At 63.7% G+C, this 17608-nt stretch carries 15 protein-coding genes; 3 read left to right on the top strand and 12 right to left on the bottom strand.

Features of this window, described 5'->3' with window-relative positions; all coding sequences use genetic code 11:
* Positions 1-24: 24 nt before the first annotated feature.
* From KW568_RS14910 to KW568_RS14895, 4 genes are all read right to left on the bottom strand, one after another.
* Positions 25-753, bottom strand: a complete 729-nt coding sequence (locus tag KW568_RS14910; RefSeq protein WP_004374399.1) for an ABC transporter permease — start codon at positions 751-753, stop codon at positions 25-27.
* An 85-nt stretch (positions 754-838) separates the two neighbouring features.
* Positions 839-1687, bottom strand: coding sequence for an ABC transporter ATP-binding protein (locus KW568_RS14905; RefSeq protein WP_004374401.1), 849 nt, complete (start codon positions 1685-1687; stop codon positions 839-841).
* Positions 1688-1752: 65 nt separating this feature from the next.
* Complete coding sequence (locus tag KW568_RS14900; RefSeq protein ID WP_004374403.1) at positions 1753-2778, bottom strand: aromatic ring-hydroxylating dioxygenase subunit alpha; 1026 nt, start codon at positions 2776-2778, stop codon at positions 1753-1755.
* Positions 2779-2816: 38 nt separating this feature from the next.
* Complete coding sequence (locus KW568_RS14895) at positions 2817-3842, bottom strand: ABC transporter substrate-binding protein (RefSeq protein ID WP_004576255.1); 1026 nt, start codon at positions 3840-3842, stop codon at positions 2817-2819.
* Positions 3843-4498: 656 nt separating this feature from the next.
* Here KW568_RS14895 and KW568_RS14890 point away from each other — a divergent pair.
* Positions 4499-5305, top strand: coding sequence for a membrane protein (locus KW568_RS14890; RefSeq protein WP_019751605.1), 807 nt, complete (start codon positions 4499-4501; stop codon positions 5303-5305).
* Between the two features lie 192 nt (positions 5306-5497).
* On the opposite strand, the gene KW568_RS14885 is transcribed toward KW568_RS14890, so the two are convergent.
* Positions 5498-7081 (bottom strand): rhodanese-related sulfurtransferase, encoded by a 1584-nt coding sequence (locus KW568_RS14885; protein ID WP_004576253.1) that lies wholly within the window; start codon positions 7079-7081, stop codon positions 5498-5500.
* The gene (locus tag KW568_RS14880; RefSeq protein ID WP_004374411.1) at positions 7078-7686 is read right to left on the bottom strand and encodes a cysteine dioxygenase; all 609 of its coding nucleotides are present in this window, start codon (positions 7684-7686) and stop codon (positions 7078-7080) included. Before KW568_RS14880 ends, KW568_RS14885 begins: the two co-directional genes overlap by 4 nt.
* A 296-nt stretch (positions 7687-7982) precedes the next feature.
* Here KW568_RS14880 and KW568_RS14875 point away from each other — a divergent pair, with 296 nt between their 5' ends.
* Both KW568_RS14875 and KW568_RS14870 read left to right on the top strand, forming a co-directional pair.
* A complete protein-coding gene (locus KW568_RS14875; protein WP_004374412.1) occupies positions 7983-8921 on the top strand; it encodes an ABC transporter substrate-binding protein in 939 nt (312 codons plus the stop codon).
* A gap of 58 nt (positions 8922-8979) precedes the next feature.
* Positions 8980-10299, top strand: coding sequence for an LLM class flavin-dependent oxidoreductase (locus KW568_RS14870; protein WP_004576252.1), 1320 nt, complete (start codon positions 8980-8982; stop codon positions 10297-10299).
* 97 nt (positions 10300-10396) lie between these two features.
* On the opposite strand, the gene KW568_RS14865 is transcribed toward KW568_RS14870, so the two are convergent.
* From KW568_RS14865 to KW568_RS14840, 6 genes are all read right to left on the bottom strand, one after another.
* Positions 10397-11497 carry an LLM class flavin-dependent oxidoreductase gene (locus tag KW568_RS14865; RefSeq protein WP_004374416.1) on the bottom strand — a complete coding sequence of 367 codons (1101 nt, stop codon included), beginning with the start codon at positions 11495-11497 and terminating at the stop codon, positions 10397-10399.
* A 140-nt stretch (positions 11498-11637) separates the two neighbouring features.
* The gene (locus KW568_RS14860; protein WP_004576251.1) at positions 11638-13257 is read right to left on the bottom strand and encodes an ABC transporter ATP-binding protein; all 1620 of its coding nucleotides are present in this window, start codon (positions 13255-13257) and stop codon (positions 11638-11640) included.
* Entirely contained in the window at positions 13254-14162 is a 909-nt protein-coding gene (locus KW568_RS14855; RefSeq protein WP_004576250.1) for an ABC transporter permease, read from the bottom strand. Before KW568_RS14855 ends, KW568_RS14860 begins: the two co-directional genes overlap by 4 nt.
* A 1-nt stretch (position 14163) precedes the next feature.
* The gene (locus KW568_RS14850; RefSeq protein ID WP_004374422.1) at positions 14164-15114 is read right to left on the bottom strand and encodes an ABC transporter permease; all 951 of its coding nucleotides are present in this window, start codon (positions 15112-15114) and stop codon (positions 14164-14166) included.
* Positions 15111-16730, bottom strand: a complete 1620-nt coding sequence (locus tag KW568_RS14845; protein ID WP_004576249.1) for an ABC transporter substrate-binding protein — start codon at positions 16728-16730, stop codon at positions 15111-15113. The genes KW568_RS14850 and KW568_RS14845 overlap by 4 nt, the downstream gene beginning before the upstream one ends.
* Before the next feature lie 73 nt (positions 16731-16803).
* Positions 16804-17598, bottom strand: a complete 795-nt coding sequence (locus KW568_RS14840; RefSeq protein WP_004576248.1) for a class II aldolase/adducin family protein — start codon at positions 17596-17598, stop codon at positions 16804-16806.
* Between the last annotated feature and the right edge of the window lie 10 nt (positions 17599-17608).

Below are 17608 nucleotides of genomic sequence, written 5' to 3'. Positions count from 1 at the left end.
GCAGTACGGCGTTTTGCATGGAAGTCAGCCTAGTTCGCTTTCGTGCCAGTGGCGCAGGCTCAACCGAGCCAGCAACGCCATCAGGCTGAACAGCGCCACGCCGGTCAGGGCGATCAACACCAGGGCGGCGAATAGGCGGGGGATGTTGAGCTGGAATCCCGCTTGCAGTATCTGATAGGCCAGGCCCGCACCCGTGCCGCCCGTACCGGCGACGAACTCGGCCACCACCGCGCCGATCAATGCCAAGCCGCTGGCGATGCGCAGGCCAGCGAAAAAGCACGGTAAGGCGCTGGGAATGCGCAGGCGCAACAGCACTTGCCAGCGGCTGGCACGGTTCAGGTGGAACAGGTTGAGCAGGCCAGGGTTGACGCTGCGCAGGCCCAGGACGGTGTTGGCGATGATCGGGAAGATCGCCACCAGCGTGGCGCAGATCACCAACGCCAAGGTCGTGTCGCTGCACCAGATGATGATCAGCGGCGCGATGGCCACCACCGGCGTGACCTGCAGCAGAATCGCGTAGGGAAACAGACTGGCCTCCACGACGCGGCTCTGCACGAACACGAACGCCGCCAGCGTGCCGATGATCACGGCGAGGGCGAATGACAGAAAGGTGATCTTCAGGGTCATCCACAGTGCCCCCAGCAGCATCGGGCCATCGACGACCAGGGTGCGGCCGATATCAGCCGGTGACGGTACCAGGTACACCGGGACTTTCCAGGCGATGCATGCCAGTTGCCAGACGCCGAGCAGCAAGGCGCCAACCAGCAGCGGTGAAGCGATGCGTAGTACAGAAGGGTGGCGTAGCCAGGGAGTAGAGGGTCGGCTCATGATGATGCTCTCAGGAAGGGTCGCCATTGGCCTGGGCCAGGAGTCGGGACAGGTGCGCGCATTGCTCGATGAACGCCGGCGAAGTACGGTATGCCTCGTCGCGTTCCCGTGGGCCGTCGATGATTACATCGGCGATCACTCGACCGGGACGCGCGCCCATCACGACCACCCGCGAAGACAGGTACACCGCCTCGAAGATGCTGTGGGTCACGAATACCACCGTCAGGTCGCGCTGGAGCCAGAGCTGGCGCAGATCGCTATCGAGCTTGTTGCGGGTGAACTCGTCCAGGGCGCCGAAGGGTTCGTCCATCAGCAGCAGATTGGGTTCGGTGGCCAATGCCCGGGCAATGGAGGCGCGCATCTGCATACCGCCGGAGAGCTCCCGCGGGTAAACGTCGCCGAACTTGCCCAGCCCCACCAGTTCCAGGGCGGCTTGCACCTTGGGCTGGCTCTGGGCCTTGGGGGCGCCAGCCAAGTCCAGGGGCAAGCGCACGTTGTCGTGCACTTTGGCCCATGGCATCAGGGTGGCTTCCTGGAACACCATGGCCAAACTGCGCCCCGGTGTGCCTGTGTGGTGGTCCGTACCCGGGGCATCCTTGCCCCACCAGCGCACATGGCCGGCGGAGGGCTGTTCGAGCCCGGCGAACATTTTCAGCAGGGTGCTTTTGCCACACCCCGACGGGCCCAAGAGCGAGACGAACTCGCCGCGTTCGATCGCCAGTTTCACGCGGCTCAAGGCATGGGTGCCATTGCTGTAGGTTTTTTCCACCTGATTGGCGAACAAAGGGGTGTCCACACCGATGGTGTTCGGCAGGGCCTGCGGCTGGACGCCGGCCTTGGATAGGGTCTGCATCAACATAGCGCTCTCCCCGTGGGTCATGAGCGGTGGTGAATGCCCCGGCGCACCGGGGCGTTGGGCAAGTGTCAGTGGCTGAGGAACACTTCGCTCTCGCCATGGGCTTCAAGCAGACCCAGTAGTTGCCGGCGAATAACCAACCCAGGCTTGTCCGATGGCATGTGCAGTTCCACCCTGCGGCGGGTGTCGACACAGGCGTCAGGATCGGTGGCTTCCAGGATGTCGCGGTCTTCGGCTGTGATCGCCGCGTCCCAGTCGATCAGTTCCTGGGTTGAGCATTGGTCTTCGCTGTCGTTGCGATACAACCACTGCACGAGCATCAGTCGGTTGTCGTCGATGGGCGTGGCGCAGTTGTAGATGATGTGGTGGATGCCGCTGTCCGGATACATGCAGCCAAAGCGCCGAGAGAAGGGCAGGTAATAGCGGTTGAGCAGGTGCCGTTGGGTGATCGGCTCGGTCGTACCGGTGATACGGAAGCTTGCCTCGGGGTTGCGGATCGGCACGCGGGTCTCGGCTTCGAAGCCATAATCGGTTTCGCGAAATTCGTAACTGGCCGGTTGGGGCTGGTCGAACAAGCCGAAATTGGCCTTGTGCACGAAGGAAAAGTGCGAGTTGTCGAAGGAGTTCTCCATGACCCGCAGCGGGCTGGTCTTCCACTCTTCGTAAAACTGGAAGATGCGTCGGTAACCAGGGGCGCCGTCTTCCGGGAACTCAGGGATCGGTTGTAGCGGGGCGTCCAGGCTGACCCAGGCATAGCCGTACTTCTCCTGGCAGTGATAAGCCTTCACCGCGGCACCCGGAGGAATAGCGCCGGTGGGATTCTGCGGGATCTTCACGCAGGTGCCGGTGCAGTCGTATTCCCAGCCGTGATACCCGCAGGCGATAGTGCCCTCAGCACTGACGAAGCCTTTGGACAGTTTGGCGGTGCGGTGGCAGCAGCGGTCCTGCATTGCCACCGGGGTACCATCGGGACGCTTCCACAACACCAGCGCTTCACCCAGCAGGGTGAATGGCTTGGGGCCGTCTTCGAGGGCTGTCATAGGGAGCAGGGCATACCAGAAACGGCGTAATACAGGTTGTTTGGTAACCAACATAATCAGGATTCCTCACAGCGTTGAGCTTGTTAGGGTGTTCAGCGGCTGCCGACCTGCTCGGCCTCAGGGAGTACCTTCAGGTCTTGCACAAAGCGCGTGGTGTAAGCGTTGCGCCAAGGTGCGTCGGGACCGAGCAGACCCGCCTCGACCATGAAGTCGCGGGTCGCTTGCCAGCGGCTGTCAGTCATGGTGCCGATCCCCTGGGTTGCGGCCTCTCCACCGGTGACCAGGCGGTACTGCTTGAGGGTCGAGACGCCCCAGGCCAGCAGTTCATCGGTCATGTTGGGGTTGTCGCGCTTGATCAGTGCATTGCCGGCGCTGGGGTCATCCAGATAGCGCTTCCAACCCTCCATGGAGGCGCGCACGAAACCTGCTACCCGCTCCGGGTGCTGAGCGATGATGTCTTGACGGGTGACCACGGTGGATCCGTAGGGTGGATAACCGGCATCTGCGAAGAGGAAAAAGTTAGGCGTCACGCCTGCCTTTATCGCCTGGAACAGTTCCGAGCTGGCATACGCCTGTTGTGTGGTTTGCGGGTCGGCTAGAAAGGGTTGCAGGTTGAAGGTGTAAGGCCGCGCCTGGTTGTCAGCCAATTGATATTTACCCTTCAGCCAAGGCCACCAGGTTTGCTGGCCCGAGGTGGACACCAGCACAGGCTTGCCGCCAAGCCCATCAAGTCCGCTGACGTCCGCGTGGGTCATCAACCCTTGCGGGTCTCCCTGGAAGGGCGCAGCCACTGCGACCACTGGCAGGCCTTGCTCGACACTTTTTAGAATCTGCAGGTCATAGTTGACGATGAAATCAGCTTGCTTGCTGACCAGCAGTTGCATGCCATTGACCTGTGGTCCCCCCATGCGGATGGACACATCCAGGCCTTCCTTTTCGTACAACCCATCGGCCAGTGCCTGGTAGAAGCCGCCCTGTTCGGCCTGAGCATACCAAGAGGTCAGCAACACGACTTTGTCGCCAGCGATCGCCAGCGGAGCGATCGTCAGCGTGGTGGGGAGCAACGCTGCTGCCAACAGCGAGCGTAGCGGGCGAGCCAAGGCCAAACGCGTTTTCATCATGTGTTCTTCACCCCGATTCAAAAACCACCGTGCGCCGGATAGCGCGACAGCGAAGGAGCCGGGCGGAGAGAACGTGGGAAGAGAATGGCGTCGCGAAGCAAAAGGGCGTGAACTGGCGACTGACATTGCTCTCTTGCCCGGGGCTGCCATAGCCTCGTTCAAACATCCGCTCGGATGTACGCCCCGAAGGACGCAAGAGCAATGCCCCATGCCATGCCTGGCACTGACCGCTTCTACTCGCTGCTACAAGAAGCCAGAAGCATGCCAATTTCATGAAGCCGCTGACTTTGCGGTGTAGCGCCCCGCCTCCGAGGGGGCCTGGACTGACGCGTGAGTTGAGAAGGTGCAGAACGTACCGATTGAGCACTAATAAAGTGCGCAATGTTCTGATGGGATGGTGTTCATTGATCCTGAGGATTGCTCACAATAAGCAAATTACGTGTATCCGATTAGTTGGCACGCGCCCTGCTTTGCGCTAACTCGAGTAGAAGCGGTCAGTGCCAAAAGTTGGCATGGGACATTGCTCTGGCGGCCTCGCGCCGCTCCCCCCGGCAAGGGTGGCGCCTCGGCATGAGCCGGGGCCAGAGGAGAGGTCGTCCGCTGCTGCATACCCTTGCTGGCGAAAACCAACAATCACGACCCAAGGGATGCAAATGAAACCGAACGCTCTTTCCTGGCTGCTTCACAGCGTCGTCCCACTCTGCGCGCTGGCCACTGGCAGTGCCCAGGCGAATCCGCTGATGTGGAGCAACAACAGCCTAAGCTACCTCTACGGGCACGGTTATAAAGTCGATGGCACCGGCAACGATATCCAGCAAACCATCACCTTTGAGCACGCCAGTGGCTGGACCTGGGGCGACATGTTCTTGTTCGTCGATAACAAGTGGTCCAACGGCTTGTCCGGCAACGATGGCTATACCTATTACGGCGAGTTTTCACCGCGACTGTCGCTGGGCAAAATCAGTGGCCACCGTCTTAGCTATGGCATCGTCAAGGATGTGTTGATCGCTGCCACCTATGAGCGCGGAGAAGGGCGCAATCGAAAGTACCTGCTTGGGCCCGCTGTTGACCTGAACCTGCCTGGTTTTGATCGTTTTTCACTGAACACTTACTACCGCAAGCCCGATGGGATAACCGGCAAAGCGTCTGGACAGTGGCAGATCAACCCGACCTGGGCGATGACGATACCGCTCGGCCGCTCAGACATTTTGTTCGACGGTTATCTGGAGTGGTACGTCAATGATGTGGGCACGAAGGGTACCTCGAACTATGTAGCCAAGAGTTTCCACTTCAACCCCCAGATCAAGTACGACGTCGGTAAGGCGATGGGGCAAGCGCCGGCGCGTTTCTATGCGGGGATCGAGTGGGACTATTGGTCCGACAAATATGGCATCGAAGACAGCCACGGTTTTCCGACCGATCAGAACGCGTTGAGTGCATTGATCAAGGTGCATTTCTAATGTGATGTTTCAGACGTACCACTGAGTATCTGGTCCAGGCTCCGTTGATCATCATTCATCAAGCGTTGTGTATCGACGAGGGCCGACCAGCAACGGTTATTTCCCTTGTAACGCGTCTGGTTCGAAAGCGCTCGGCCGTCCAGGCCCGCTTTCGATCCAGCGCGTCGTTTCAAATACCACCGTGGATACGGTTCAAAGCACCCTGAAACCATGAGTGCCATCGCGCTCAAGCTGCGCAATCAAGCCAAATTCCCAGTCCAGGTAGCCCTGCATCGCCTCGTGTGGGTTGTCTGTGCCTTCATAGGGGCGCCGGTAGCGATCGCTGCGCGGTACGGCAAGGCGGGCCTCACCGCCTTCCAATGGAAGACCGGCGGCGATCCAGCGTGCGGTGCCTCCTGCGAGCACGTAAACCGGCGTGCGGGTCAGCGACTGCAGGTCGCGCGCGGCGAAGCGCGCCAGCAGGCTGCTGCCACAGGTCAACACGTAACGGCGGGCCTCGGGCGGTCGCTCCAGCGCGTCGGCCAGCTGGGCACGGATCGCCCAGTACGCGCCCGGGATATGGCGCTTGACGTAATTGGCACTGGCGGTGAAGTCCAGCACTACGGTGCCGTCTTCCTGCAGCCAGCTGGCCAGTTGCTCGACGGTTATTTCGCTGGCATCCGGCAATTCGGGCAGCGGCGGTTGCCATTCACCCCGGTCGCTGAAGTCCGCTGCAGTCAGCCCGTCGACCACAGCGACCTGCCAGCCCATCTGTGCCAGCCACGAGGCGCTCATGTTGGCGCGCACGCCATCGTCGTCCACCAGCGCGATGCGCGCCCCGCGCACACTGGCGACGTGGTCGGTCTCTTGAACCAGTTGCCCGCCGGGCACCGAGCGGCTGCCCGGCAGATGGCCGGCGCTGTATTCCTCGGTCGTACGCACATCGAACAGGTAGAGGGTGCGCTGCGTGTCGGCCTGCCACTGGCCCAGCCCGGCGCGGTCCAGGCGCAGCACGCCGGCGCGGTCTGCTACCGCCCGGGCCTGGCCGGCGGCGTTGGCGCGGGTACCCGCACCCACCTCGGCAAAGCGGCGGTCCTGACCATGAGCCAGTTGCTGCCCCGCCAGGGTCCAGCCGATGGTGCCATTGCGCAGGGCCGCCACCGGATTGGGAATGCCGGCATTGATCAGCGACTGGGTGCCGATGATGCTACGGGTGCGCCCGGCACAGTTGACGATCACCTGGGTCGCCGGGTCAGGCGCCAGTTCGGCCACGCGCAGCACCAGTTCGGCGCCAGGCACGCTGATGCCGCCGGGGATGCTCATGGTCTGGTATTCGTCGAAGCGGCGGGCATCGAGGACCACCACATTGGCCTGTCCATCAAGCAGCGCCTTGACCTGTTCGGCAGCCAGCGAAGGCGTGTGGCGCACGCTTTCCACCAGTTCGCCGAAAGCTTTGCTTGGCACGTTGACATCGCGAAACAACTCGCCGCCCGCAGCGCGCCAGCCGGCGAGGCCGCCATCGAGCACGGCAACATTGATGTAGCCCAGGACCAGTAAGCGCTGCGCGGCGACGGCGGCGAGCCCCTCACCGTCATCGTAGACGGTGAGGGCGGTGTCCCGCCGGGGAACGCGGGCGAAGATTTCCAGCTCCAGCTTCGACAGGGGTATGTTGGCCGCAAACAGCGGATGGCCCTGGGCGAAAGGGTCTTCTTCGCGGACGTCGATCAGGGCCAGCTCCTCCTGGGCCAGTAAAGCACGGCGGATGTCGTGGTAACGGCGGGTGGTGACGGTGCTCATGGGGCAGGGTTCTCTTTGGACAGGTCCCAGATGTTTGGCAGGCGGGTATTGGAATAGCCGGAGACAAACGGTTTTTCGCTGCCGTCCAAGGCGTACACCGCGCGCTTGACGGCGCCGATGTTGCCGCCATAGACGTGAATGCTGATCGATACCTGGTCGGCGAACGCATTGCTCACCTGATGAATGTCGCCGATGCGCGGCGACACCGCTTCCACCTGGCCGGGTACCAGGCGTAGGGGGGCGCCCTCTGGCAACAAAGCGCCCTTGGCGTCACGCACGAAGCCCTGAGCGTGCTCGGCACCGCGCAGCATGCCGATCAGCCCCCAGACCCGGTGGTCGTGGATCGGTGTTTGCTGCCCCGGGCCCCACACGAAGCTCACCACCGAGAAACGTTGGCGCGAGTCGCAGTGCAGCAGGTATTGCTGATAGCGCTGTGGGTCGGGCTGGGCGAGGTCGTCCGGCAGCCAGTCGTCATGGGCGACCAGCTCGGCCAGCAGGCCTTGGCCTGCGTCGAGCAGGGTGGCTTCGTCAGGCTGTTGGTCAAGCAGCGCGGCGAGCTGGTCAATGAAGTGGCGCAAGCGCTGCGGGCGCAGGTGTTCGGTCATGGTTCAGGCTCTGCTCTCAGGTTTCAGTTAACCCTAGCAAACCTTTTTTCTATTCTCAAAATGCAAAATAAACATAAGCTAATATGCAAATAATGCATTTACAGGATTGGCCGTTTGATTTGAAATTGCCGCAGTGAAAGGCATGAGGATATGCCCAACGTGCATTTCACAGGATGCGCAACACCGATTAGATTATAAAAAGTACCCCGTTAATACCTCGGGGCTATAAACAACCACAGACGAGACCGCACGCGCGGATCGCCTCACATGCCCCAAGCGGGTATCTGGAGACGAACGTGCGTTACTTCAAACAGCTGGCCGCCACCGTGTTGGCCACCACTTTCAGCCTTGCCGCCGCCGCCCAGACCCTGGTGGTCGGTGACCAGAGTTACAACGCGCGTGCAGTGATGGAAGCCGCCGGCGTGCTGGAACAACTGCCTTACACCCTGGAATGGAAGCAGTTCACCGCAGGCTCCCCGGTGGCCGAAGCGCTCAACGTCGGCAGTCTCGATATTGGCCTGCTGGGCGACGCGCCGCCCCTGTTCCTCGGTGCTTTGGGGGCGCCGATCAAGGTGATTGCGGTCAGCCGGCAGAACCTCGAAGGCGTGGCCATCCTGGCGCGCAAGGATTCGCCGATCCACAGCCTGCAGGACCTGCGCGGCAAGCGCGCGGCCATCTGGAAAGGCTCGTGGAGCCAGCAATTGCTGTTCAGTGCCCTGGACAAGGCCGGCGTGCCGCGTGATGCCGTGGAACTGCGTTACCTCAGTGCGCTGGATGCATCCCACGCCTTGGACGGTGGTTCGGTGGATGTGATCGCCACTTGGGAGCCTTACGTCACTCAGCAGGAGCGGCAAGGCGCTCGGGTGCTGGCCACCGCCGATGGGGTAATCCCGGCGCAGAGCTTCGTGGTCGCCAACAGCAAGGCGGTGGAACTCAAGCGTGCGCAGATCGCCGATTTCCTCCAGCGCCTGAAAAAGGCCCGTGACTGGACCTTGAGCGCCCCCGCCAATACCGAGGCCTACGCCGACGCGTGGGCCAAGCTCACCCGTGCTGATCGGGACATCGCCCGTGCCTGGTTCGCCCGTGCACGCACCGACCTCGCGCCGCTGGACCCGCAGGTGATCGCCGATGCGCAGAAAACCGTGGACTTCTTCTCCGGGCTCGGGCTGATCAAGGCATACCCGGCGCAAAGCCTGTTCGATACCTCGTTCAACGCAGCATTCGCCAATAACTAGGCCGCTGCGCAAGGACCGCGGCGACATTCAGATATGAACCTTCCAACAGGAATTCCCCATGAGCAAACGACAGATCAAACTCGGTGCCCTGACCATGGGCAGTGGCGGCCCGGGGCGGCACAACCTGTGGCTCGACCCCGAACTGCCCGCCGACGCCAGCGTGAACATCGACTGGTACATCGCCATCGCCCGGCAGGCGGAAGCCGCGTTGTTCGACCTGATGTTCATCGTCGACAGCCAGTTCATCACCCCCGGCTCGCCTTCGCACTATCTTAATCGGCTGGAACCGTTGACCCTGCTCTCGGCTCTGGCGGTCAGCACCCGCCATATCGGCCTGGTGGGTACCCTTACCACTTCTTACAACGCGCCCTTCAACGTCGCCCGCCGCCTGGCTTCGCTGGACCTGATCAGCAAGGGCCGTGCGGGGTGGAACGTGGTCACCAGCGGCGATGCCGGCACTGCCGGTAACTACGGGCTCGACGAGCATTATGACTACGACACCCGTTACGCCCGTGCCGAGGAGCATGTGCAGGTCGTGCAGGGGCTGTGGCAGTCGTACGAAGACGATGCTTTCCCCCGTGATCGGGCCAGTGGCCGGTTCCTCGACCCGACCAAGCTGCATGCGCTCAACCACAAGGGTAAGCATTTCTCGGTCGTCGGCCCGCTCAACATCCAGCGCTCGCCCCAAGGGCAGCCGGTGATCTTCCAGGCGGGCGATTCCGAACAAGGCCGAGCGCTCGGGGCCGCCACGGCTGATGTGGTGTTCACCCACGCTGCCAGCATCGAGCAGGGCCAGGCCTTCTACCGCGACATCAAGCACCGCGCCGCACGCCTGGGCCGCGATCCGGAGCAGTTGTTGGTATTGCCCGGCGCGGAGATCTACGTGGGTGACAACGACGCACACGCCCGTGAGATCGAGCGCCATTACCATCAGGCCGACCACAGTTTCGAACTGGCGTTGAAGGAATTCGGGCGCAACTTCGGCTGGCATGATTTCAGCCAGTACGACCTGGATGCCCCGTTCCCGCAAGAGAGCCTGGCGTTCGCACGGAGCAGCTTTTTCACGAATGCCAAGCGGATTGCCGACCAGGCGCGGGACAAGGCCTTCAGCCTGCGTCAGGCTGTTGAGTTTGGCCGTCAGTTACGGCCAGGGGCCTTCGTTGGTTCGGCCGAAACCGTGGCGGCGAAGATGGCCGAGTGGTTCGAAGCGCGGGCGCTGGATGGGTTCAATATCTACATTGGTCATCCTGGCCAGTTCCGGCGGTTTACCGAAGAAGTGGTACCGTTGCTGCAGGCGCGTGGGGTGTATCGCACGGCGTATGAGGGCACGACCCTTCGGGAAAGTTTGGGGTTGCCGATACCGCGATCTGGCCGCTAGATCGCCTGGTCCGGCCTCTTCGCGGCTAACAACCGTTCCTACAGGGATCTTCAATCACCTGAAGGATCGGCCTTCGCCGCGAAGAGGCCGGTGCAGATCAGGCGCTGCGGGTGCTGCGACCGGCTTCCTGGTCTGCTACCAGTGCCCGAATCCGTGGAATCAGCGCCTGCCCATACTCCACGGCATCACGCAACTGATCGAAGCCACGGAACAGGAAAGTGCTCACGCCCAGGTCGTAATACGCCAGCGCCGCTTCGGCGACCTGCTCGGCGGTACCGACCAGCGAGGTGGAGTTGCCGGCCCCGCCACCCAGTGCGGCAATCTCTGTCCACAGCCGGGTGTCGTGGACCTTGCGCTGACTGGCCAGTTGCACCAGCCGTTCGGACCCCACGTTGCTCTTGCCGAAATTCTTCTCGCGGCGGTTGCCCTGGCGAATGCCAATACGCTGCTGTGCATCGGCCAGGATGCGTTCAGCGCGGGCCCAGGCTTCCTCCTCGGTGGCCCCCAGGATCGGCCGCAGCGACAGGCTGAAGCGAATGTGCTGCTCCCGCCCATAGCGAGCGGCGGCCTTGCGCACCTGGGCGATGCGTTCACGCACCTGCTCCAGCGGCTCGCCCCACATCATGTAGACGTCGGCATGCTTGGCCGCGACTTCTACCGCCGCGTCCGAGGCTCCGGAGAAGTACACCGGCAGCTTGCCCACGGGTTTGACCAAGGTCAGGTTGTCCTCTACCCGGTAGTGATCGCCGTGGTGGTCGAAGGGCGACGTCTGGGTCCAGGTGTTACGCAGCACATCGAGGTATTCGTCGGTGCGTGCGTAGCGGGCCTCTTTGTCGAGAAAGTCGCCGTCGCGCTGCAGGTCACCGCTGTCGCCGCCGGTTATCACGTTGATCGAAGCACGGCCGCGGCTGAGCTGGTCGAGGGTGGCGAATTGGCGGGCGGCGAAGGTCGGTGCCTGGAAGCCGGGGCGGTGTGCCACCAGCAGGCCGATGCGCTCGGTGAGCGCGGCCACGTAGCTGGCGAGAATCATCGAGTCTGGCGCGCTGGTATTCACCGCCAGCAGGGCCTTGTCGAAGCCGGCGTACTCCTGGGCCTGGGCGAAGGCCTTGATGAAGCCCAGGTCAACCTGCGGTCCGCGCGGCGCCTGTGATTCGCTGCTTTCATGGGGGCCTATCAGGCCAATGAATTCGAGGCTCATGCAATGGAACTCCTTTTGTGGCCGACGCCGTGGATCATGGCGCCGAGATGGACCTGCCGTTTACTCATGATCAATACCCCTTGTCAGATGTTCACCCATGTTCGATCCGCGCAGCACGTGCGTGCCGCACGGCACAACCGTTAAATCGCCACGGGCAACACGCTGCGTGAATGCCCTGGTATCGCGTCGATCAGCGCCCGTGTGTAGGCGCTGGCCGACTTGCTGAGCACCTGCAGCGCCGGCCCTTGCTCGACCACCTGCCCGCGCCGTAGCACCAGCACCTGGTCTGCCATGCTCGCCACCACCGCCAGGTCATGGGAGACCAGCACATAGGCCATGCCGAGCTCACGCTGCAATTCGTCCAGCAGGGCGAGGATCTGCGCCTGCACAGACACGTCCAGTGCACTGACTGGCTCATCGAGCAGCAGCACCTCTGGCTCAAGTGCCAACGCCCGTGCAATCGCCACGCGTTGGCGCTGGCCACCCGACAATTCCCTGGGCAGGCGATCGAGGAACTGCACTGGCAATTGCACCCGTGTGATCAGCTCGCGCGCCTTGCGCTCTAGTGCCTCGCCCCGGAGCAGGCCGAAAGCGACCAGCGGCTCGACGATGCTGTCGAACACGGTGAAGCGCGGGTCGAGCGCGGCGAACGGGTTTTGCTGCACCAGCTGGATACGCCGGCGCAAGGGGCGAAACTGGCTCCAGCTGTAATCGGTGACGTCCTCGCCGGCGAACACCACCTGCCCTTGGCTGGGCTTCTCCAGGCCCAGGGCGATGCGCAGGGCGGTGCTCTTGCCCGAGCCTGATTCGCCGACAATCGCCAGGGTCTGCCCGGCATGCAGTTCAAGGCTCAGGTCGTGCAGCGCGGTGTAGTGAGCGTTGTTGCCGGGCAGCTCGAACCGTTTGCCGACATGACGCAGGCGCAACAGAGGCGTCTGGCTACGCGGTGCGGCTGGCCTGCGCCGTGGCACGAAGGCCGGCGCGGCATCGAGCAGCGCGCGCGTGTAGGGTTGCTGGGCGCCCCAGAGGATCTGCCGGGGCGAGGCGTGTTCGACCTGCACACCCTGCTTCAACACCAACAGGCGGTCGGCGCGGTCACAGGCCATGCCCAGATCATGGGTGATGATCAGCAGCGAGATGCCACGCTCGGCGACCAGCAGTTGCAGGTGATCGAGAATACGCCGCTGCACGGTCACGTCCAGCGCACTGGTGGGCTCGTCGGCGATTATCAGCCGTGGCTCGCCGGCCAGGGCGATGGCAATCAGCACCCGCTGGCGCATGCCGCCGGACAGCTCATGGGGGTACTGCCGCGCCCGCAGCACCGGCTCGTCAAGGCCGACCTGGTCCAGCAGCGCCAGCACCTCGGCCTCTTGGCCTGGATAGCGTCGTCCACGCGCCAGCTGCAGCGCCTCGGCGATTTGCTGGCCGATCCGTTGGGTGGGGTTAAGGCTGACCATTGGGTCTTGCGGCACCAGGCCGATGGTGCGCCCGCGCAACTGGCGCCTGGCGCGTTCGCTGGCTTGCGCCATATCGACACCATCGACCCATAACTGGCCTTGGTCGATGCGTGCATTGCCCGGCAACAGACCAAGCAGGGCGTTGGCCAGGGTCGACTTGCCCGAGCCTGACTCGCCCACCACCGCCAGGGTCTCGCCCTGGACCAGGCTGAACGACAGCTGGCGCAGGGCCTGGCTGCGTTGCCCGGCGACGCTGTAGCTGACGCTTAGGTCGCGGACCTCGATCAGGGGTGACTGGCTCATCGGGCATGCTCCTCGGCGCTGCGCGCCAGGTGGTTGAGGCTGAACACCACGGCCACCACGAACAGCCCCGGCAGCAGGGATACCCAAGGGGCGGTGATGAGGAAGTGACGGCCGTTGGCGATCAGCGTGCCCCATTCTGCGGCGGGTGGTGCCGCGCCAAAGCCGAGGAAGCTCAGCCCGGCCGTGGCCAGGATGGCCGCGCCGAAGTCCAGGGTGGCGAGCACCGCTACCGGGCTCCAGGCATTGGGCAGTACATGGCGCAGCAGGGTGCGTGCCCAGCTGGCACCGCACAGGCGTGCGGCCTCCACAAAGGGCAGGGTCTTGATACGCAGCACTTCGGCTCGGGTAGTGCGGGCAAAACCGGGCAGGATGCCGACGCCCACGGCGATGGCCACCGGCACGGTGCCGAAGCCAATGGCGGTGACGATGGCCAGGGCCAACAGCAGGCCGGGCAGGGCCAGCAGTACGTCGATCAGGCGCATCAACGCCGCGTCGACGCGCCCGCCGGCAAAACCGGCCAGCACGCCCAGGCCCAGGCCGCCCAGCAAGGCGATGGCCACCGCCAGCAGGGCGGCGAGCACCGACAGGCGCGCGCCATACACCACCCGGGTGTAGAGGTCGCGGCCCAGTTCGTCGGTGCCGAACCAGTGCGCCAGGCTGGGTGGACTGAGCTTGTCGGCGGGCGCGGTAGCGTAGGGGTCGAAGCTGCTGAGCCAGTGCGGGGCCAGCGCGCAAAGCAGGGCGAACAGTACGATCAGCAGCGCCAGGCTGAAACCGGGTCGGCGCAGCAGCGGGGCCAACACCTGGTATGCGCGCTGCCAACGCGTGCGACGCTTCCAGGTGGCGGCAGGGCGGGGCTCGGTGAGCGCAGTGTCGAGGGGTGACAGGGGGATGTCGAGGGTCATCTCAGTTCACCCTTACGGTGTGTTTGATGCGCGGATCGAGGTAGGGGTAGAACAGGTCGACGATCAGGTTCACCAGCACGAAGGCCGCAGCCGACGCCCCGACGATCGCCAGCACTACGGGGATGTCCTGGCGCAGCACAGCCTCCTGGGCCAGACGGCCGACGCCGTTGCGCGAGAAGATGGTTTCCACCAGTACAGCCCCGGACACCGTATTGCCGACTTGCAGGCCGACCAGCGTCAATAGCGGCAGCGCCGCGTTGCGCAGGCCATGGCGTGCCTGAACCTGGGCCCGGCTAAGGCCCTTGGCGAAGGCGGTGGTGATGTACGGCTCCTGCCACACGCCCTGAAAGCCGCGTTGCAGCACCTGGGCGTACACCGCGGCGCTGGGGATCGCCAGGGTGATGGCCGGCAGCACCAGGCTGGCCAGGCCTTGGCTGCCGGTGGCCGGAAACCAGCCCAACGCGAAAGCGAACACCTGGAGCAGCAGCAGGCCCATCCAGAACACCGGCACCGAGAAGCCCAGCGAGGGCAGGCGCGCCAGTGCAATCTTCAGTGGACGCCATTGCAGGTAGGCGGTCAGGCAGGCAAGGCCGACACCCGCCAGCAGCGACAGGGCGATGGCGGCACCGGCCAGGGCCAGGGTCTGCGGCAGGCGTTCGGCCAACAGTGCCGTGACCGGTCGGCCCAGCGACAGCGATTGGCCAAGGTCGCCGTGCAGGGCCCGCCACAGCAGGTCGAAATACTGCTCGAACAAGCCTTTGTCCAGCCCGTAGTAAGTGCGTGCTTTGGCCAGGTCCTCAGGCGACAGGCCGTCGGCTTCCATGCCGGAGGCGCTCAGCATGATCGCCAAGGTATCGCCGGGCAGCAGGTAGAGGATGAAGTAGGTGATGGTATAAGCCCCCCACAGCACCAACAGGGCCTGGCCAACGCGGCCGATCAGGTAGCGTCTCATGGCTGGCCAACCTGGATGTCACTGAGCAGGGCGAAGCCTTCGGCAGTCCAGTGGAAGTGCTTGACCCGCGGCGCGGTGGCGGCCTGCCAGACGCGCTCGTACAGCGGGAACGCCGACGCTTCGTCGACCAGCAGGTCCTGCAGTTGGCCGTAGGCCTGGGCCCGTTGCGTGTCGGCAGTGGCGGTGATACCGCTGTCGAACAGCGCCTGAGCTTTGGCCAGGGTGGTGGGCTCGTAGGTGTTGGTGGCGAGCGTGGCGCTGTTGGCGGCGCGCGGGTCGAGGATGGTCTGCAGGATGATCGGGTCGGCGCGGGTCATGTAGGTGGAGGTGAGGTCGTAGGTGCCTGCCGAGTTGCCGGTCACCCACTCGGCGCGGGTCAGTACGTTCAGCTTGAGGTCGATACCCACTTTGCGCAGTTGGTCCTGTACCAGCACGTCACCGGCGCTTTCGGCGGGTGTGAGGTTGTAACGCAGCGTCAGGCGCTGGCCGTTCTTGTGTCGGTAGCCGTCGTCGCCTTTGTGCCAGCCGGCGGCGTCGAGCAGTTGCTCGGCGCCTTTGGGGTCGTAAGCGAGCTTGTCGGCTTGGGCTTTGAAGAACGGTGTGGTGACGTCGTATACGCCACTCACCACCGGGAACGCACTGTTGTAGACGGTGTGCGCGTAGCTGGTGCGGTCGATGGCCTTCTGCAGCGCCAGGCGGACTTGGCGGTCACCGAGCAGCCGGTCGTTGCGGGTGTTGGGGTAGAGGTTCAGCGCCGGGCCCGGCAGCGAACGGCTCTGGATGGTCGCGCCCTTGGACTGAAACAGCTTCAGGTCGACTTCCGAGAACGGGTTGCGTGGCCACAGGATGTCGGCCTTGCCTTGCAGGAACAGGCCGTTGCGCACGCTCTCTTCGGGGATGTAGCTGATGTCCACGGCATCCAGGTACGCCGGGCCCTGGTTGCGCACGTTGGCCGATGGCCAGGCGTAATCAGCGCGCTTGACCAGGCGTGCGCCGACCTCCGGGGTGTAGTGATCGAGGATGAATGGCCCGGTACCGATTATCTTGCCCAGCGAGCGTTGCTGCGCGCTCAGCCGGTACGAGGCCGGGGCGAGAATGGCCAGGTTGGTGGTGGACGTGGCCTGAAGGAAGCCCGCGTTGGGTTTTGCCAGGACCAGGCGCACGGTGAAGTCGTCGATCACCTCGGCGTGGTCGTAGCCGGCGAGGTAGGTGGCACCGAAGGTGGCCGGCAACTGGGTGGCGAACGCTTTGTTGCTGTCGAAGGCAGTTTTTACCGCGTGAGCATCGAAGCGTTCGCCGTTGCTGAAGGTGACGTCCTCGCGCAGGTGGAAGGTGTAGCTCAGGGCATCGGCACCGACCTCCCAGGTTTTCGCCAGCCACGGAATGATGCGGCCGGTCTGCGGGTCTTGGTCAGTGAGCGACTCGGCGACGTTGCGCAGCAGCACGCGGTGTTCGAGCCAGTAGACCTGAAAGGGGTCGACGCTGACCAGCGTGGTGTTGTCACCCCAGAAGGCGATGTTGAGGGTCTTGCTGGTTGAGGTGTTGTCGGCCGGCGAGCAGGCGGTGAGGGCCAGGGCCAGGGTGCCGATGGCGAGCAGCTGGTGCAGTGGGGGCATGGGATTCGTCCTTCAATGAATGGGGGCTCTCCTGTTCCGGCCAATTCAGGAACAGGCAAAAGGTGCCTTAGAGTCAGTCCTGGTAATCGCGACCCTCGCGATCCAACTGCCGAATCAGCGCATCCCAATGCCGCTGGATGCCTTCCCCCTGACCATCGGAAAACCGTTTGGACTGCTCATGCACCTTGGCAATCGCCGCCTCTGAGGCATGTAACAGTTGGTCGTTGCCCCCGGCCTGGGCGGCGACCTGGATGTTGCAGGCCCGCTCCAGCCCATGCAGCTCACGGAACGCGTGTTCCACGCTGACACCTCCGGTCAGCAGCCCGTGGTTGCGCAAAATAAGAATGTTGCTGTCGCCCAGATTGGCCACCAGCCGTGCTTGCTCGTCCAGGTCCAGGGCGACGCCTTCGTAGTCGTGGTAAACCACGCGGCTGTAGTAGGCCAAGGCATGCTGGGAGATCGGCAGCAACCCGTCGCGCTGGGCGGACACCGCCGCGCCGTCGCGAGTATGGGTGTGCAGCACAGCCTTGAGATCAGGCCGTGCGCGGTGGATGGCGCTGTGAATGACGTAGCCGGCCTGGTTGATGCCCAGCCCCAGCGGGTCGTCGATGATTGCGCCGTCGACGTCGACCTTGACCAGGTTGGAGGCGGTAATTTCGTCGAACAGCAAGCCGAAGGCGTTTATCAGAAAATGCTCGTGCGGCCCCGGCACGCGGACCGAGAAGTGCGTGTAGATGTGGTCGGTCCAGCGCAGCAGCGCAGCCAGACGGTAAGCGGCGGCCAGCTTGACCCGCACCTCCCACTCTTCGGCGCTGACCCGGTCGCGTACGTTGTAGGTGCTGGTGGTGACGGCAGACAGTGGACTCATGGGTGCTCTC

It is taken from the genome of Pseudomonas sp. HD6515, from assembly GCF_024971855.1.
In the GTDB taxonomy this organism is placed as follows: domain Bacteria; phylum Pseudomonadota; class Gammaproteobacteria; order Pseudomonadales; family Pseudomonadaceae; genus Aquipseudomonas; species Aquipseudomonas alloputida.
This window is presented reverse-complemented; position numbering and strand designations above follow the sequence as displayed.

Bases quoted from the DNA above. Each gene is read 5' to 3' on its own strand.
- KW568_RS14865 (WP_004374416.1), bottom strand. From the start codon at position 11,497: ATGAGCCTCGAATTCATTGGCCTGATAGGCCCCCATGAAAGCAGCGAA.
- KW568_RS14840 (WP_004576248.1), bottom strand. From the start codon at position 17,598: ATGAGTCCACTGTCTGCCGTCACCACCAGCACCTACAACGTACGCGAC.
- KW568_RS14900 (WP_004374403.1), bottom strand. From the start codon at position 2,778: ATGTTGGTTACCAAACAACCTGTATTACGCCGTTTCTGGTATGCCCTG.
- KW568_RS14895 (WP_004576255.1), bottom strand. From the start codon at position 3,842: ATGAAAACGCGTTTGGCCTTGGCTCGCCCGCTACGCTCGCTGTTGGCA.
- KW568_RS14890 (WP_019751605.1), top strand. From the start codon at position 4,499: ATGAAACCGAACGCTCTTTCCTGGCTGCTTCACAGCGTCGTCCCACTC.
- KW568_RS14905 (WP_004374401.1), bottom strand. From the start codon at position 1,687: ATGTTGATGCAGACCCTATCCAAGGCCGGCGTCCAGCCGCAGGCCCTG.
- KW568_RS14860 (WP_004576251.1), bottom strand. From the start codon at position 13,257: ATGAGCCAGTCACCCCTGATCGAGGTCCGCGACCTAAGCGTCAGCTAC.
- KW568_RS14845 (WP_004576249.1), bottom strand. From the start codon at position 16,730: ATGCCCCCACTGCACCAGCTGCTCGCCATCGGCACCCTGGCCCTGGCC.
- KW568_RS14855 (WP_004576250.1), bottom strand. From the start codon at position 14,162: ATGACCCTCGACATCCCCCTGTCACCCCTCGACACTGCGCTCACCGAG.
- KW568_RS14850 (WP_004374422.1), bottom strand. From the start codon at position 15,114: ATGAGACGCTACCTGATCGGCCGCGTTGGCCAGGCCCTGTTGGTGCTG.
- KW568_RS14880 (WP_004374411.1), bottom strand. From the start codon at position 7,686: ATGACCGAACACCTGCGCCCGCAGCGCTTGCGCCACTTCATTGACCAG.
- KW568_RS14885 (WP_004576253.1), bottom strand. From the start codon at position 7,081: ATGAGCACCGTCACCACCCGCCGTTACCACGACATCCGCCGTGCTTTA.
- KW568_RS14870 (WP_004576252.1), top strand. From the start codon at position 8,980: ATGAGCAAACGACAGATCAAACTCGGTGCCCTGACCATGGGCAGTGGC.